Annotated in this window: 13 protein-coding genes; 6 read left to right on the forward strand and 7 right to left on the reverse strand. The window is 59.2% G+C overall.

Annotated elements, in window-relative coordinates; all coding sequences use genetic code 11:
* Nucleotides 1–89 precede the first annotated feature (89 nt).
* The 4 genes from sstT to L977_RS06715 all read right to left on the reverse strand — a co-directional run bounded on the left by sstT (nucleotide 90) and on the right by L977_RS06715 (nucleotide 4,332).
* Nucleotides 90–1,331 carry a serine/threonine transporter SstT gene (sstT, locus tag L977_RS06700; RefSeq protein ID WP_023331360.1) on the reverse strand — a complete coding sequence of 414 codons (1,242 nt, stop codon included), beginning with the start codon at nucleotides 1,329–1,331 and terminating at the stop codon, nucleotides 90–92.
* A 211-nt stretch (nucleotides 1,332–1,542) separates the two neighbouring features.
* Nucleotides 1,543–2,508: a TerC family protein gene (locus L977_RS06705; protein WP_014885320.1), complete on the reverse strand. Its 966-nt coding sequence runs from the start codon at nucleotides 2,506–2,508 to the stop codon at nucleotides 1,543–1,545.
* 251 nt (nucleotides 2,509–2,759) lie between these two features.
* On the reverse strand, nucleotides 2,760–3,758 hold the full coding sequence (locus L977_RS06710) for a Gfo/Idh/MocA family protein (RefSeq protein WP_047625394.1): 999 nt from the start codon (nucleotides 3,756–3,758) through the stop codon (nucleotides 2,760–2,762).
* A gap of 70 nt (nucleotides 3,759–3,828) precedes the next feature.
* Nucleotides 3,829–4,332: a YgjP-like metallopeptidase domain-containing protein gene (locus tag L977_RS06715; RefSeq protein ID WP_047625395.1), complete on the reverse strand. Its 504-nt coding sequence runs from the start codon at nucleotides 4,330–4,332 to the stop codon at nucleotides 3,829–3,831.
* Between the two features lie 83 nt (nucleotides 4,333–4,415).
* Between L977_RS06715 and rlmG the strand changes: the two genes are divergently transcribed.
* On the forward strand, nucleotides 4,416–5,552 hold the full coding sequence (rlmG, locus tag L977_RS06720; RefSeq protein ID WP_047625397.1) for a 23S rRNA (guanine(1835)-N(2))-methyltransferase RlmG: 1,137 nt from the start codon (nucleotides 4,416–4,418) through the stop codon (nucleotides 5,550–5,552).
* A gap of 82 nt (nucleotides 5,553–5,634) precedes the next feature.
* On the opposite strand, the gene L977_RS06725 is transcribed toward rlmG, so the two are convergent.
* The 3 genes from L977_RS06725 to lsrR form a co-directional block, all read right to left on the reverse strand.
* The gene (locus tag L977_RS06725) at nucleotides 5,635–7,656 is read right to left on the reverse strand and encodes an NADPH-dependent 2,4-dienoyl-CoA reductase (protein ID WP_047625399.1); all 2,022 of its coding nucleotides are present in this window, start codon (nucleotides 7,654–7,656) and stop codon (nucleotides 5,635–5,637) included.
* Between the two features lie 185 nt (nucleotides 7,657–7,841).
* On the reverse strand, nucleotides 7,842–9,422 hold the full coding sequence (lsrK, locus tag L977_RS06730) for an autoinducer-2 kinase (protein WP_047625402.1): 1,581 nt from the start codon (nucleotides 9,420–9,422) through the stop codon (nucleotides 7,842–7,844).
* A 34-nt stretch (nucleotides 9,423–9,456) separates the two neighbouring features.
* The gene (gene lsrR / locus L977_RS06735; protein WP_023338807.1) at nucleotides 9,457–10,425 is read right to left on the reverse strand and encodes a transcriptional regulator LsrR; all 969 of its coding nucleotides are present in this window, start codon (nucleotides 10,423–10,425) and stop codon (nucleotides 9,457–9,459) included.
* Nucleotides 10,426–10,640: 215 nt separating this feature from the next.
* Between lsrR and lsrA the strand changes: the two genes are divergently transcribed.
* From lsrA to lsrF, 5 genes are read left to right on the forward strand one after another with little or no spacing between them, the layout of a single operon-like run.
* On the forward strand, nucleotides 10,641–12,128 hold the full coding sequence (gene lsrA / locus L977_RS06740; RefSeq protein WP_047625406.1) for an autoinducer 2 ABC transporter ATP-binding protein LsrA: 1,488 nt from the start codon (nucleotides 10,641–10,643) through the stop codon (nucleotides 12,126–12,128).
* A complete protein-coding gene (gene lsrC / locus L977_RS06745) occupies nucleotides 12,125–13,156 on the forward strand; it encodes an autoinducer 2 ABC transporter permease LsrC (RefSeq protein WP_047625408.1) in 1,032 nt (343 codons plus the stop codon). Before lsrA ends, lsrC begins: the two co-directional genes overlap by 4 nt.
* Complete coding sequence (gene lsrD / locus L977_RS06750) at nucleotides 13,157–14,134, forward strand: autoinducer 2 ABC transporter permease LsrD (RefSeq protein ID WP_047625409.1); 978 nt, start codon at nucleotides 13,157–13,159, stop codon at nucleotides 14,132–14,134.
* A gap of 1 nt (nucleotide 14,135) precedes the next feature.
* Entirely contained in the window at nucleotides 14,136–15,137 is a 1,002-nt protein-coding gene (gene lsrB, locus L977_RS06755) for an autoinducer 2 ABC transporter substrate-binding protein LsrB (protein WP_014885310.1), read from the forward strand.
* A gap of 11 nt (nucleotides 15,138–15,148) precedes the next feature.
* On the forward strand, nucleotides 15,149–16,036 hold the full coding sequence (gene lsrF / locus L977_RS06760) for a 3-hydroxy-5-phosphonooxypentane-2,4-dione thiolase (RefSeq protein ID WP_014885309.1): 888 nt from the start codon (nucleotides 15,149–15,151) through the stop codon (nucleotides 16,034–16,036).
* Nucleotides 16,037–16,072: the final 36 nt, after the last annotated feature.

Genomic DNA, 16,072 nt, shown 5'->3' on the forward strand with positions numbered 1-16,072 from the left:
AGTGCGGGCTGGTGCCCTCACCCCGGCCCTCTCCCACGGGGAGAGGGTGAAAACATTAAAAGCGGCAACCAGAGGTTGCCGCTTTGCTGTTAACCTCGCAGAGCGTTCTTCGCTAAACGCGCGTCTTCCGCCTGACAGGCCGCTGCGGTGAACAGCACATCGGTTGAGGAGTTCAGCGCCGTTTCGCAGGAGTCCTGCAATACGCCGATGATAAAGCCGACGGCCACAACCTGCATGGCGATCTCGTTTGGGATACCGAACATGTTACATGCCAGTGGGATCAGTAGCAGCGAGCCACCCGCCACGCCGGACGCGCCACAGGCACACAGAGAAGCCACCACGCTCAGCAGCAGCGCCGTTGGTAGATCGACCGGAACACCTAAGGTATGTACCGCTGCCAGGGTCAGCACGGTGATGGTGATTGCCGCGCCCGCCATGTTCACGGTCGCACCCAGCGGGATCGACACGGAATAGGTATCGCGGTCCAGATTCAGCTTCTCCGCCAGCGCCATGTTAACCGGGATATTTGCCGCAGAGCTGCGGGTGAAGAAGGCATACACCCCGCTCTCACGCAGGCAGGTTAGCACCAGTGGATACGGGTTGCGGCGGATCTGCCAGAACACCAGCAGCGGGTTGATCACCAGCGCCACCAGCAGCATACAGCCGACCAGAACAACCAGCAGCTGCGCGTAGCCCCACAGCGCGTCGAAACCGGTAGTGGCCAGCGTGGAGGAGACCAGCCCGAAAATACCGATTGGCGCAAAACGAATCACCAGTTTCACCATAAAGGTGACGGCATTCGATAAATCGTTGACCAGATTTTTCGTGGTCTCGTTGCCGTGACGCAGCGCGAAGCCCAGACCAATCGCCCAGACCAGGATGCCGATGTAGTTCGCGTTCATCAGCGCCGTGATGGGGTTGGATACCATGCTCATCAGCAGACCGCGCAGCACTTCCACAATGCCGGACGGCGGTGTGATGTCACCGGCCGCGCTGGTCAGGTGCAGCGTAGACGGGAACAGGAAGCTAAATACCACGGCCGTTAAGGCAGCGGAGAAGGTTCCCAGAAGATACAGGAACAGAATAGGGCGAATGTTGGTTTTTTGTCCGTGCTGGTGGTTGGCAATGGAGGCCATGACCAGCATCAGAACCAGAACCGGTGCGACGGCCTTCAGGGCGCCAACAAAAAGGGTGCCGAGAAGCCCGGTGGCTTCTGCAGCGGGTTTTGACACCATTGCCAGCAGAATGCCCAGTACCAACCCGACGAGAATTTGTTTAACGAGGCTGCCCTGCGCCAGGCGCGCGAACAGACCGCTTGATTGTGTGCTCATACGTTATTCCTGAGTGAAATTGCGTTCCATCCTGTATGTGCTCTAAGTCACATTTATGTCCGGATGTAAGTATTTGTTTGCCTGGTTGAGTATCAGGGAAAGCAGGGCAAGGCGGAAGAGTAAAATGCTGGATTTTACGTGTTGCGTCATGTTTTTTAACTATTGGTTAACGGAAGTGCCGGGTGGCGCTGCGCTTACCCGGCAAAACGCACTAAACCTGCTGCTTCTTATCGTGCTGGCGGTTAACCCAGGTATTGATAATCAGCGTCACGATCAGAATGCCGAACACCACGCCGAGCGAGATAGCGATCGGGATATGGTAGAAATCGACGATCAGCATCTTGATACCGATGAACACGAGGATCACCGACAGGCCATACTTCAGCATCGAGAAGCGCTCTGCGGCACCTGCCAGCAGGAAATACATGGCGCGCAGGCCAAGGATCGCGAACAGGTTAGAGGTCAGGACGATGAACGGATCTGTCGTCACCGCAAAGATGGCCGGAATGCTGTCTACGGCGAAAATCACGTCGCTCAGCTCAACCAGAATCAGCACCAGCAGTAGCGGAGTCGCAAACAGCAGACCGTTCTTGCGCACGAAGAAGTGCTCGCTCTCGATCTTATCCGTCATTCGCAGGTGGCTGCGGATCCACTTGACCAGCGGCTTTTCGCCAATACCGGTTTCATCTTCCTTCGCCAGCGCCATTTTGACCCCGGTGAACAGCAGGAACGCGCCGAAGACGTACAGCAGCCATTCGAACTGGGTAATCAGCCAGCTACCGGCGAAGATCATGATCGTACGCAGGATAATCGCGCCCAGCACGCCATAGACCAGCACACGGCGCTGCAGCGCCGCAGGCACGGCAAAGTAACTGAACAGCATCAGCCAGACGAAGACGTTATCGACCGCGAGGGCTTTTTCAATCAGATAGCCGGTGAGGAAGGCGAGCGCCTGAGGATCGGCCACCGCACGGCCTTCGGTTGAGGCCAGGTACCACCAGAAGGCAGCACAGAAGAGCAGAGAGAGGGTGACCCATACCAGGGACCAGACGGCGGCCTGCTTTATGGACATGCCGTGCTCACCGCGACGCCCCTGCAAAAAGAGGTCGATCGCCAGCATGATGAGCACGACAACCGCGAATCCGCCCCACAACATTGGAGTGCCGACAGAATGCATACTATTTTCCTTACACATAAAAAACAAAAACGGCTATGGTCAGAAGACGATAGCCGTTAGCTTTTTATGCATAGACCTCGCCTTCCGGCAAGGTCTCACTTACAACCACGAAGGTTGCCCGGCGACCGGATGCGATTTTGCACGCATCGTAATGACGATCCACCGGCGAAGAAGTTACTCCCCTTTGCAGGTAACAAAATATGTCAGACCATCGGTTTCGTCAATGGTCAGCGCCTTTTCATTACACAGCTTTACGCGATAGCTTCTGCGCCCACGCCGTCTGCCGGGAACACCACGCCGGTCTGACGGCGGATCTCCGTTTGCAGCTTCGCCGTGGTGCGGCTCACCGCGAGGCCCGGGTGATTCACTTCGTTGTCTTCCACGAGACGGGCGAAGACCTCTGCCTCATAGAGCATAGTGTTAATATGCTGAGGCTGCGTCAGCTCCTGCGCTTTACCACCGCGCGGCACAAAGCTCACTTTCTGACACTCGGAAATCTTCTCAATCACCAGCGACCCGGCTTCGCCCTGAATTTCGCTCGGCAGCACAGAATCACTGACTTTAGAGTGCTGCAGCGTGACGCTGAAATCGCCGTAATCCAGCACCACGACGCCGTGCGCATCCACACCGATTTCCAGCAGGCTGGCCGTGGCCGTGACGCCGTGCGGCTCGCCCCACAGCGCGATTGCAGAGGCCAGGCAGTAAAAACCGATATCCATAATCGAGCCGTTAGAGAAGGCCGGGTTAAAGGTATTGGGGTTCTCGCCGTCCAGATAACGCTGATAGCGCGACGAGTACTGGCAGTAGTTGATGAAGGCTTTACGCACTTTGCCTATTTTCGGCAGCGACTGCTGCAATAGCAGGAAATTCGGCAGGCTGGCCGTTTTGAACGCTTCGAATAGCACCACCTGGTTTTCGCGGGCAAGCGCGATGGCGGCTTCCACTTCCTGGATATTCGACGCCAGCGGCTTCTCGCAAATCACATGCTTTTTATGGCTGAGAAACAGCTTCGTTTGGGGGAAGTGCAGGGAATTCGGGCTGGCGATATACACCGCGTCTATGGCGTCGCTTTGCGCCATCTCGTCGAGAGAGGTGAAGAGATGCTCGACGAGGTAATCATTCGCAAAACTCTGCGCCTGCTCAAGGCTGCGGGAATAGACTGCGGTGAGTTTAAGTTTGCCGGTTTCGTGGGCGGCGTCGACGAACTGGCGCGTGATCCAGTTCGTTCCAATGACTGCGAAACGTATCATAAACGTTTACGTACTCCGTAGCGGGGAACCTTTAACCACTGTAGCACGTCATCATGACAATTCGCGTGCGTTACTGCGCATTACTCTTTAACGATAAATGCGTCAGCCACAGCCGGGTATCAAACTCCAGCTGGTGGTACTGCGGCTCCATGTGGCAGCACAGGGAATAGAACGCTTTGTCGTGCTCTTTCTCTTTCAGGTGCGCCAGCTCATGGACCACGATCATCCGCAGAAAGGCTTCCGGTGCGTTACGAAAAACCGTCGCCACGCGGATCTCGGCTTTGGCTTTCAGCTTGCCGCCCTGCACGCGGGAGATAGCGGTGTGCAGGCCGAGCGCGTTTTTCAGAACGTGGATTTTGTTGTCGTACATCACCTTGTTGATCGGCGGCGCGCTCTTCAGATACCGGCTTTTTAGATCCTGCGTATACTGCCAGAGGGCTTTATCGGTCGTGAAATCGTGCGTACCGGGGTAGCGTTTTTCCAGCACCGCGCCCAGCTTCTGCTCGGCAATCAGGCTGCGAACCTGAGAAAGTAAATACTCCGGGTAGCCCTGGAGATAAGTAAGTTGGTTCATCAACGCCCCAAATCGACAATAAAACGGGTATACTCACGCACCCTTTTCAGGGATACGCCAAATTTTACCATTCAGGAGGGCCGATGAGCCACTTAGACAACGGTTTCCGTTCACTCAACCTTAAACGTTTCCCGGAAACGGACGACGTTAACCCGCTTCAGGCGTGGGAAGCGGCGGATGATTATCTGCTGCAGCAGTTGGATGATACCGAAATCCTCGGGCCGGTTCTGATCCTGAATGATGCATTCGGCGCGCTGGGCTGCGCCCTGGCGGAGCACAAACCTTACAGCATCGGCGATTCTTACTTAAGCGAGCTGGCGACGCGTGAAAACCTGCGCCATAACGAAATCGACGAATCCAGCGTGAAGTTCCTCGACAGCACCGCGGAGTACCCGCAGGCGCCGGGTGTGGTGCTGATTAAAGTGCCAAAAACCATGGCGCTGCTGGAGCAACAGCTGCGCGCGCTGCGAAAAGTCGTCACGCCAGAAACCCGTATTATCGCGGGTGCCAAGGCACGCGATATCCACACGTCGACGCTGGAGCTGTTCGAGAAAGTCCTCGGTCCAACCACCACTACGCTTGCCTGGAAAAAAGCGCGCCTGATCAACTGTACGTTTAGCGCACCGGAGCTGGCCGACGCGCCAGAGACGCTGAGCTGGAAGCTGGAAGGCACCGACTGGACCATCCACAACCATGCGAACGTCTTCTCCCGTACCGGCCTGGATATCGGCGCACGCTTCTTTATGGAACATCTGCCGGAAAATCTGGAAGGGGAGATCGTCGACCTGGGCTGCGGGAACGGTGTGATTGGCCTGACGCTGCTGGCGAAAAACCCGGACGCCAGCGTGGTGTTTAGCGACGAATCGCCAATGGCGGTGGCCTCCAGCCGTCTGAACGTGGAAACTAACCTGCCAGAGGCGCTGGATCGCTGCGAGTTTATGATCAACAACGCGCTCTCCGGCGTGGAGCCGTTCCGCTTCAACGCCGTGTTCTGTAACCCACCGTTCCATCAGAAGCATGCTCTGACGGATAACGTCGCCTGGGAGATGTTCCACCACGCGCGCCGCTGTCTGAAAATCAACGGCGAGCTGTACATCGTGGCGAACCGCCACCTGGACTACTTCCACAAGCTGAAGAAAATTTTCGGCAACTGCGTCACCATCGCGACGAACAACAAGTTTGTGGTGCTGAAGGCGGTGAAGCTGGGGCGTCGTCGTTAGTATTGTTTTGCCCGGTGGCGCTGCGCTTGCACAGACCTACGGTTTTGTAGGCCCGGTAAGCGCAGCGCCACCGGGCAAGAAATCAAATCGCTAATGCTAACTTCGTCCCCTGTGCAATCGCCCGCCGTGCGTCCAGCTCCATCGCCACATCGCACCCGCCAATCAAATGCACTGTTCTTCCGGCTTCTCGCAGCGGATCCGCCAGATCCCTTCTCGGCTCCTGCCCGGCACACAAAATCACATGATCCACACGCAACAGCTGCGGTTCGCCGCCGATCGTAACGTGCAGACCCTCGTCGTCGATCTTTTCGTAGCTCACCGCCGGGATCATCTTCACCCCGCGTGAAAGCAGGGTTGCCCGATGGATCCAGCCCGTGGTTTTACCCAGTCCTTCGCCCGGCTTGCTGGCTTTACGCTGCAGCATCACAATCTGACGCGGGCTTTTCGGCAATTGCGGTCCTTCCGGACGCAGGCCGCCGGACTGGCTCAGGCTGGTGTCGATACCCCATTCCACGCAAAACTCGGCAATGTTCTGGCTGGTAGCCTCACCCGGCTGGCTTAAGTACATGGCGGTATCAAAGCCGATTCCGCCGCAGCCGATAATCGCTACGCTTTTCCCGACCGGCACTTTGTCACGCAATACGTCGAGATAGCTCAGCACTTTTGGATGATCGATACCTGCGATCGCAGGCGTTCGCGGTACGATCCCACTTGCCAGGATCACCTCATCAAAACCGATCAGATCCGCCGCGCTGACAAACTGATTGAGCCGGAGCTCGACGCCCGTCAGGTCGATCATCCGGCGGTAGTAGCGCAGGGTCTCGTAGAACTCCTCTTTGCCGGGGATCTGTTTGGCGATATTAAACTGCCCGCCAATCTCGCCTGCGGCGTCAAAAAGCGTCACGCTGTGGCCGCGCGAGGCGGCATTCACTGCAAACGCCAGGCCCGCCGGGCCTGCGCCCACGACGGCCAGGCGTTTTATGCTGGCCGCCGGAACGATCGGCATTTTAGTTTCGTGGCAGGCTCGCGGGTTGACGAGGCAGGAGGTCACCTTGCCGACGAAGATCTGATCCAGGCAGGCCTGGTTACAGCCGATGCAGGTGTTGATCTCATCCGCGCGTCCGCTTTGCGCTTTGGACAGCAGCTCGGCATCCGCAAGGAACGGCCGCGCCATCGACACCATGTCGGCATCGCCGCGCGATATCACATCGTCCGCCACCTGCGGGTCGTTAATGCGGTTGGTGGTGACCAGCGGAACAGACACTTTGCCTTTCAGCTTGCGCGTCACCCAGCTGAATGCCGCGCGCGGCACCGGTGTGGCGATGGTCGGAATACGGGCTTCGTGCCAGCCAATCCCGGTGTTAATGAGGGTGGCACCAGCGGCTTCAATCGCCTGCGCCAGCTGCACGGTTTCGTCGAACGTCCCGCCGCCCTCCACCAGGTCGAGCATCGACAGGCGGAAGATGATAATAAAATCTGTTCCTGTTCGTTCGCGCACCGCGCGCACAACTTCAACGGCAAAGCGCATGCGGCGGACATAGTCGCCGCCCCATTCGTCCTCGCGCTGGTTAGTGCGTGCGGCAAGGAATTCGTTAATCAGATAACCTTCTGAGCCCATAACTTCGACGCCGTCATAACCTGCTTCACGCGCCAGCGCCGCGCAGCGGGCGAAGTCGTCAATCAGCGCTATGATCTCGTCGTGGCTGAGGGCATGCGGTGTGAAGCGGTTAATCGGCGCCTGAATGGCCGACGGCGCGACCAGTTTCGGCTGATAGCTGTAGCGCCCGGTGTGCAGGATTTGCAGGGCGATTTTGCCGCCCTCTTTGTGAACCGCGTCGGTAACGATACGGTGATGTGCAAGCTGGCTCGCATCGTTCAACACCGCGCCACCTTCCATCGTCACGCCTGAAGACGCAGGTGCTATGCCACCGGTGACAATCAGCGCCACGCCATGCCGCGCGCGCTCGGCGTAGAAGGCCGCCAGACGCTCGGCACCGTCCGGACGCTCTTCCAGCCCAGTGTGCATCGAGCCCATTAACACGCGGTTTTTAAGGGTGGTGAACCCCAGATCCAGGGGGGCGAACAACGACGGGTAGCGGCTCATAGTCTCTTCCAGTGTAAAATTATTGTTATGTGGTCGGATGAGTTACTAATTTAGCCAGCGGCAGCGGAAAGGTAAAAGCGGGATCGAATGATTGTGATAGATCTCAAAGAACTTCCCCGGTGGCGCTGCGCTTACCGGGGCTACAAAACCGTAGGCCGAATAAGCGCAGCGCCATCCGGCGTATTTTACGGCGCCGCTGCCCGTACCAATCCCGGGGCCTGCCACATCGATGTGGTCAGCCCGCTATCCACCAGCCCAAGCTGGTCGGCATACACCGCCTGCCATTTTTGCATCATGCCGTCATACAGCTCACGATGCTGGGGATTTGGCGTGAACTCGCGGCTCCACTTCACCAGCCGCTCGCCCGTTGAGGCCATATCTGCAAATAATCCCGCGCCTGCGCCTGCCGCAATCGCGCAGCCGAGCGCTGTCGCCTCTTTCACTTCCGGCACGCGTACCGGCAACCCGGTGACGTCGCTTAAGATCTGACTCCACAGGGCGCCTTTTGCCCCTCCGCCCGCAAAAACTAAACTTTCAAACGTCACGCCGGAGAAGCGCGAAATCTGCGCCAGGTTGCAGGCCGAAACGATTGCCGCATTCTCTTCCAGGGCACGGAACAGCGTCGCTTTGTTGCACTTTTCCGGGTCGATAGAGAGGTTAATAAACGACGGCGCGGCGTGGTACCACTGCTTGAAATGCATCGCGTCGGAGAAGATCGGCATCACCCCATGGGAGCCTGCCGGCACGCGGCTCGCCATCTCTTCCAGCAGGGTATAGGTGTCCACTCCCATCCGCCCGGCAATCAGCTTTTCTTCTGCGCAAAAGGCGTCGCGGAACCAGCGCATGGTCAGCCCGGTGAAGAAGCTGATCGACTCCGCCTGGGCCATGCCGGGGATGACGTGCGGGTTCACGCGGATATTCATATCGGGATCGGTGCGCACCTGCGGCAGGTTCACCACCTGCTGCCAGAAGGTGCCGCCCAGCACCGCCGTTTGTCCGGCGCGGACCACGCCCAGCCCCAGGCAGCCCAGCTGCACGTCGCCACCGCCCATTACCACCGGCGTGCCTTCGCGCAGGCCGCTTTGCTGCGCGGCTTCATGGGTAATGGCTCCCAGTACGCTGCCGGTCTCTTTCACCGGGGAGAGAATATCGGCGCGCAGCCCGGCCATGTCGAGCAGCGCCGGACGCCAGTCGCGGGAAAAGAGATCGAGCATGCCCGTGGTGCCCGCATTGGAGGGATCCACCGCCAGCTCGCCGGAAAGCTTCGCCGCCAGCCAGTCGCTGATCATGGTGATGGTCGCGGCCTTGCGGTAGATGTCGGGGCGATGGTGCGCCAGCCACAGAAGGCGCGGCATGGCGCTCAGGGCGAGAGTTTGCCCGGAGACGTCATACACTTCGGATTCAAAGCGGTTGTCGTGGATCTCTTTGAGCTCGGCCACCTCGCGGCTGGCGCGGGCGTCGACGTTGGCGCAGGCCCAGATGGCCTCGCCGTTGCGGTCGTACAGCACAATCCCTTCGCGCATGGAGCAGCAGGCAACGGACTGGATATCCGCCGCGGTCAGGTGCGCACGCTCCAGCGCCTGATGAATGCACTGGCAGGTCAGCCGCCAGTTGGTGTCGAGATCGAACTCCATCGATCCCGGTACGTTCTCCACGCTCAGGTGCTTCCACTCGGCCTGACCGACGGCAATCTGGCTGCCCTGTAAATCGAAAATCACGGCGCGAACGCTGCCGGTCCCTGCATCTAACGCTAAAAGGTAACTCATGAGCTTGCCTCGTTGTTAGCGCAGGGCATCCCCGTTACGTCAGGGCCAGCACCGCGCGGGCTGTCGTCTCCTCCGTCACCAGGCCATTGATACGGCGACCCTTAAGTGCGGCATAAATCGCATCGGCTTTCTCTTCCCCGCCGGCCACGCCAACGATGGTGGGCAGTTGCGCCAGTTCATCGAGCGTGACGCCGAGTAATTCTTTATGGATCTCCAGCTCCTCAACGCATTCCCCCTCGGCATTAAGGAAATAACCGAGAATGTCGCCGACTGCGCCTTTGCGGGCGTACATCAGCTGTTCACCTTCGCTGATATAGCCGGAGCGCAGTATCGTGGCGTCACGGCGCTGGTTCACCGAACCAATGCCAACCACCGCCACGTCGGCGGCGGTGGCGGCGAGGATCACGTCCCGCACGCTGGTTTCACGTTTTAAGATCCCGGCAACGGAGGCGGATGACACGCGCAGCGGGGCGGGGATCATGCTGACGCTGCAGGCCGCGTCCAGCTGGCCGATACCGGTCATATACGGCCCGACGCCGCCGGAGAGCGTCACCAGGCGGATCTGCTGCGAGCTGATAAAGCCGCTCAGGTGCTGCAGGCTGCTCATGGTCGTTTCACCAAATCCCACCGCCAACAGCTGGCCGGGCTCCAGCACGCCCATTAGCGACTGCGCCGCGCCAATGCCCAGCCGCACGTTCATCGGCGGCGTATTCAGGGCGGGCATCACGCGCACCAGCTTCAGCCCAAAGCGCTGCTGTAGTTCGGTTTCCAGCGCCAGACAGCCCTCGTAACGGGAGTTGATCTGCACGCGGATCACCCCGGACTGGCGGCCTTTCTCCAGCAGACGGGAGATCTTCAAACGCGGCAGCCCGAGTCGCTCACCGATGTCGTTCTGGGTCAGCCCGTCGTGGTAATAGCACCAGGCCACGCGCGCCACCAGCTCCTCTTCCGCCAGCGCCAGCCCGGCAAACCGTCCTTCTTCCGCAGTGCGTTTATCGCTCATAATTGAACTCTTATAAAAATTTAGATCATATGTTCGTGATGACGCGAAGGGAAAATGTGAGCCACGCGACAAAACGGATCTTTAAGCGGGTTTCTGTTTTATCTGGATCTTAATCAATAAAACTGTGATCCCTGCACGGTTGTAAATATAGTTCACCGTCTACGCTTTTGAACATTATTAAATCTAAAAATCATTTGTTCAATAGCGGAGCGATGATGACACCACTTATTGAAGCGCGGGGGATCAGCAAGCAGTTCTCGGGCGTGCCGGTGTTAAAAGGCATTGATTTCACGCTGCTCGCGGGCCAGGTACACGCCCTGATGGGCGGGAACGGCGCGGGAAAATCGACGCTGATGAAGATCATCGCCGGAGTTGAAACGCCGGACAGCGGTGAACTTTCGGTTGCGGGGGAGTCTTTTGCACGGCTTACGCCAGCGCAGGCGCATAGGCTCGGCATTTATCTGGTACCGCAGGAGCCGCTGCTGTTCCCCAACCTGACGGTGCGGGAAAACATCCTCTTTCGCCTGCCCCGTGAACGGGATCTGGAACCGCGCCTGGCCGATAAGCTCCAGCAGCTGCAATGCCAGCTTAACCTTGATGCCACCGCCAGCACTCTGGAAGTGGCGGATCAGCAAATGGTAGAGATCCTCCGCGGATTAATGCGCAACGCCAGGATCCTGATCCTCGACGAACCCACCGCCTCGCTCACGCCCGGCGAAACCGAACGCCTCTTCCGCCAGATCCGCGCGTTGCAGGCGCTTGGCGTCGGCATTGTTTTTATCTCGCATAAGCTGCCGGAAATTCGCCTGCTTTCGAGCCACATCTCGGTGATGCGCGACGGTGCAGTGGTGCTGAGCGGTGAAACCGCGCAGTTTGACGATAACGCCCTGATTGCCGCCATGACGCCAGTGAGTCGGGAAAAATCTCTGAGCGAGACGCAAAAGCTGTGGCTGGCATTGCCGGGCAACCGCCGCACCCAGCCGCAGAATTTCCCGGTGCTGCGCGTGGAGGATCTCACCGGGGAGGGGTTTATCGATCTGAGTCTTGAGATCTTCGCCGGTGAGATCGTCGGCCTGGCCGGGCTGGTGGGATCCGGGCGCACCGAGTTTGCCGAAACGCTTTACGGCCTGCGTCCGGTGCGCGGGGGGCGCGTCTGGCTGGAGAATCAGGAAATCACTGCCGATCCGCCTGGTTCACGTCTGGAAAAAGGGCTGGTTTACCTGCCGGAAGACAGGCAGGTTTCCGGCCTGTTCCTCGACGCGCCGATCCGCTGGAACACCGTGGCGCTGAACGAGCCGTCTCTCTGGCAGCAGCGCAAGCGGGAGTCGGCGGTGGTAGAGCGCTATCACCGTGCGCTCGGGATTAAGCTCAACCATGCGGATCAAACCGTGCGTACGCTCTCCGGCGGCAACCAGCAGAAGGTACTGCTGGCGCGCTGTCTGGAGGCCAATCCTTTACTCCTTATTGTCGATGAACCGACGCGTGGCGTGGACGTCTCCGCGCGCGCCGATATCTACCAGCTCATCAAAAGCGTGGCCGCGCAGAACGTCGCGGTACTGATGATCTCAAGCGATCTCGATGAGTTCCCGGGCCTTGCCGATCGCGTACTGGTGATGCATCAGGGCGTACTCAGCGGCGAGCTGCCGCGCCATGCCGTTAGCCTCGACAGGATGATGGCGCTGGCGTTCGGAGGGCAATCATGAAGACCTTATTAAAGAACCGTGAGTTGAGCGCGTTTCTCGCCATTCTGGCACTGTTTGCCGTGCTGGTGGCGCTGAACCCGTCTTACTTCAGCCTGCAAACGCTGGGGATGATCTTCGCCAGTGCCCAGATCCTGATCCTGCTGGCCATCGGTGCCGCGCTGGTCATGCTGACCCGCAATATTGACGTCTCGGTGGGCTCGATCGTTGGGCTGTCGGCAATCGCCGTCGGCGTGGCGCTCAATGGCGGCTACAGCCTGCCCGTTTCCATCCTCTTCGCACTGTCGATTGGCGCACTGGCCGGGGCATTTAACGGCGTGCTGGTGGTGGGGCTGCGCATCCCGGCGATTGTTGCCACCCTCGGCACGTTGGGGCTGTATCGCGGGGCGATGCTACTCTGGACGGGCGGGAAGTGGATTGAAGGGTTGCCGCCGGGGCTGAAATCTCTCTCTGAACCGCTTGCCCTCGGCATGTCGCCACTCGGTATGGTGGTGTTAATTATCGCAGCCGCGGGCGCGTGGACGCTGTCGCGTACCGCGTTCGGCCGTGATTTCTACGCGGTGGGGGATAACCTCGCCGCCGCGCGTCAGCTGGGCGTAGCGGTGAACCGCACCCGCATGCTCGCCTTTACCCTGAACGGCATGCTGGCGGCCTGCGCAGGGATTGTCTTTGCCGCGCAAATTGGTTTTGTCCCCAACCAGACCGGCAGCGGGCTGGAGATGAAGGCCATCGCCGCCTGCGTGCTCGGGGGGATCTCTCTGCTGGGCGGCACCGGCACGCTGATCGGTGCCTTGCTTGGGGCTTTCTTCCTCACCCAAATCGACACCGTACTGGTGCTGTTCAGGCTGCCAGCCTGGTGGAATGACTTTATCGCCGGGCTGGTGCTGCTGGGCGTACTGGTGCTCGACGGGCGGCTGCGTCAGGCGCTGGCGCGCCATCAGCGGGCGCTGAAATACGGCCGCTTCCAGCCAGGTCACAGAGGGGGAAAGCACGTCACTCCCTTTCCCAAACGCAAAAAAGAGGTGGCGTAAATGAAGCTTAACTGGGAAAGCGCGCTGCTGATTTTGCTGGTGCTGGAGATCCTGCTCTTTGGCGCCATTAACCCGCGCATGCTCGACATCAATATGCTGCTGTTCAGCACCAGCGACTTCATCTGTATCGGTATCGTGGCGCTGCCGCTCACGCTTGTCATTATCAGCGGCGGGATCGACATCTCGCTGGGTTCGACCATGGGCCTGTGCGCCATCGCGCTGGGGGTGATGATGCAGGCCGGGTGGCCGATGGCGGTGGCCATTCCGCTGACGCTGCTGCTCGGCCTGCTGTGCGGGCTGGTGAATGCGGCGCTGATCCACTACACCGGCATCAGTCCACTGGTGATTACCCTCGGCACGCTCTATCTCTACGGTGGCGGGGCGTTGCTGCTTTCCGGCATGGCGGGGGCGACGGGCTATGAGGGCATCGGCGGCTTCCCGGACAGCTTTACCGCGTTCGCGAATCTCACGGTCGTTGGCCTGCCGCTCCCGCTGGTGCTGTTCGCTGTGATTACCGTTTTCTTCTGGCTGATTACCCACCGCGGGCGCTTTGGCCGTCATCTGTTTTTGATTGGCCAGAACCCGCGTGCGGCGCGCTATGCGGCGCTGTCGGTTAACGGTATGCCCTACGCGCTGTACGGTCTGGTGGGCGTGGCCTCGGCCATTGCCGCACTGATCATGGTCTCCTATTTCGGTTCCGCGCGGTCAGATCTGGGGCGCGATTTGCTGATGCCTGCGCTCACCGCCGCCGTACTCGGCGGGGCGAATATCTATGGCGGGTCAGGTTCGGTTGTCGGTACGGCGCTGGCAGCGCTGCTGGTGGGGTACCTGCAACAGGGTTTACAGATGGTCGGCATCCCCAACCAGGTATCGAGCGCGCTTTCAGGAGCGCTGCTGGTTGTGGTGGTGATGGGTCGTTCGCTGAGTCTGCACCGCGAATGGGTGCGTTCTCTCTTTAGAAAACTTTCCGGAGCGTAAGATGAAAACAAAACTGATAGTCCTGGCAATGGCCCTCAGCTTCGCCTCGGCGCAGGCGGCGGATCGGATTGCCTTTATCCCGAAACTGGTGGGGGTTGGCTTCTTCACCAGCGGCGGCAACGGTGCGAAAGAGGCGGGGAAAGACCTCGGCGTGGACGTCACCTATGACGGTCCAACCGAGCCGAGCGTTTCCGGCCAGGTGCAGCTCATCAACAACTTCGTTAACCAGGGCTACAACGCGATTATCGTCTCTGCCGTGTCGCCGGACGGCCTCTGCCCGGCCTTAAAACGCGCGATGCAGCGCGGTGTCAAAGTGCTGACCTGGGATTCCGACACCAAACCGGAGTGCCGCAGCATATATATCAACCAGGGGACGCCGGAACAGCTCGGCGGCCTGCTGGTGGAAATGGCGGGCAAGCAGGTCACCAAACCGAATGCCAAAGTGGCATTCTTCTACTCCAGCCCGACGGTCACCGATCAGAACCAGTGGGTGAAAGAGGCGAAGGCTAAAATCGAGAAAGATCATCCTCAGTGGCAGATCGTGACCACTCAGTTTGGCTATAACGATGCTACCAAATCCCTGCAAACCGCCGAGGGGATCTTAAAAGCGTATCCGGATCTGGATGCGATCATCGCCCCGGATGCCAACGCCCTGCCAGCCGCTGCGCAGGCAGCAGAAAACCTGAAGCGGGAAGGGGTGGCGATTGTCGGGTTCAGCACGCCAAACGTCATGCGCCCATACGTGGAACGCGGCACGGTAAAAGCCTTCGGCCTGTGGGACGTGGTGCAACAGGGCAAAATTGCGGTCAATGTCGCCGATCGTTTACTGAAAAAAGGCGATCTTAACGTTGGCGACAGCGTGGACGTGAAAGAGATCGGTACGCTGAAGGTCGAACCGAACAGCGTGCAGGGCTACCAGTATGAGGCGAAAGGTAACGGCATCGTGCTGCTGCCGGAACGCGTGGTGTTCACTAAAGAGAACATCAACAAATACGATTTCTGACGGGGGAACAAATGGCTGATTTAGACGACATCAAAGACGGGAAGGATTTTGGCATCGGCACGCCACAGCAAAATGTGCCGTTTACCCTGAAGGGCTGTGGTTCGCTGGACTGGGGGATGCAGTCCAGGCTTTCGCGCATCTTCAACCCGCAAAGCAACCGCACGGTGATGCTGGCCTTTGACCACGGTTATTTCCAGGGGCCGACCACCGGCCTTGAGCGTATCGATCTCTCCATCGCGCCGCTGTTTGGTGAAACCGATGTGCTGATGTGTACCCGCGGCATCCTGCGGAGCACCGTGCCTGCGGCCACCAACAAACCGGTCGTGCTGCGCGCCTCCGGCGGTAACTCAATTCTGGGCGAATTGTCCAACGAGTGCGTGGCGGTGGCAATGGAAGATGCGCTCCGGCTGAACGTCTGCGCGGTCGCAGCACAGGTCTACATTGGCAGCGAGTTCGAGCATCAGTCGATCAACAACATCATCAAGCTTGTCGACGCCGGTGCCCGCTACGGCATGCCAACCCTCGCGGTGACAGGGGTGGGGAAAGAGATGGCGCGCGACGCGCGGTATTTCTCACTTGCCAGCCGCATTGCCGCCGAAATGGGGGCGCAGTTCGTCAAAACCTATTATGTGGATGAGGGCTTTGAAAAAGTCACCGCCAGCTGCCCGGTGCCGATCGTCATCGCCGGCGGCAAAAAGCTGCCGGAGCACGAAGCGCTGGAGATGTGCTGGCGCGCGATTGACCAGGGCGCATCCGGTGTGGACATGGGGCGCAATATCTTCCAGTCCAGCGCGCCGCTCGCCATGCTGAAGGCAGTGAAAAAAGTGGTTCACGAGAACATGAGCGCCCGTGAAGCGTTCCAGTTCTGGCAGGAAGAGAAACAGGGAGAAGCAAAATGAACGTGACGTTAGTGGAGATCAACATCAAACATGTTC

It is taken from the genome of Enterobacter sp. ZOR0014 (assembly GCF_000798855.1).
In the GTDB taxonomy this organism is placed as follows: Bacteria; Pseudomonadota; Gammaproteobacteria; order Enterobacterales; family Enterobacteriaceae; genus Enterobacter; species Enterobacter kobei.

What these genes read in the sequence shown, in the direction of transcription:
- sstT (WP_023331360.1), bottom strand. Translation starts at nt 1,331, where the DNA reads ATGAGCACACAATCAAGCGGTCTGTTCGCGCGCCTGGCGCAGGGCAGC.
- L977_RS06705 (WP_014885320.1), bottom strand. Translation starts at nt 2,508, where the DNA reads ATGCATTCTGTCGGCACTCCAATGTTGTGGGGCGGATTCGCGGTTGTC.
- L977_RS06710 (WP_047625394.1), bottom strand. Translation starts at nt 3,758, where the DNA reads ATGATACGTTTCGCAGTCATTGGAACGAACTGGATCACGCGCCAGTTC.
- L977_RS06715 (WP_047625395.1), bottom strand. Translation starts at nt 4,332, where the DNA reads ATGAACCAACTTACTTATCTCCAGGGCTACCCGGAGTATTTACTTTCT.
- rlmG (WP_047625397.1), top strand. Translation starts at nt 4,416, where the DNA reads ATGAGCCACTTAGACAACGGTTTCCGTTCACTCAACCTTAAACGTTTC.
- L977_RS06725 (WP_047625399.1), bottom strand. Translation starts at nt 7,656, where the DNA reads ATGAGCCGCTACCCGTCGTTGTTCGCCCCCCTGGATCTGGGGTTCACC.
- lsrK (WP_047625402.1), bottom strand. Translation starts at nt 9,422, where the DNA reads ATGAGTTACCTTTTAGCGTTAGATGCAGGGACCGGCAGCGTTCGCGCC.
- lsrR (WP_023338807.1), bottom strand. Translation starts at nt 10,425, where the DNA reads ATGAGCGATAAACGCACTGCGGAAGAAGGACGGTTTGCCGGGCTGGCG.
- lsrA (WP_047625406.1), top strand. Translation starts at nt 10,641, where the DNA reads ATGACACCACTTATTGAAGCGCGGGGGATCAGCAAGCAGTTCTCGGGC.
- lsrC (WP_047625408.1), top strand. Translation starts at nt 12,125, where the DNA reads ATGAAGACCTTATTAAAGAACCGTGAGTTGAGCGCGTTTCTCGCCATT.
- lsrD (WP_047625409.1), top strand. Translation starts at nt 13,157, where the DNA reads ATGAAGCTTAACTGGGAAAGCGCGCTGCTGATTTTGCTGGTGCTGGAG.
- lsrB (WP_014885310.1), top strand. Translation starts at nt 14,136, where the DNA reads ATGAAAACAAAACTGATAGTCCTGGCAATGGCCCTCAGCTTCGCCTCG.
- lsrF (WP_014885309.1), top strand. Translation starts at nt 15,149, where the DNA reads ATGGCTGATTTAGACGACATCAAAGACGGGAAGGATTTTGGCATCGGC.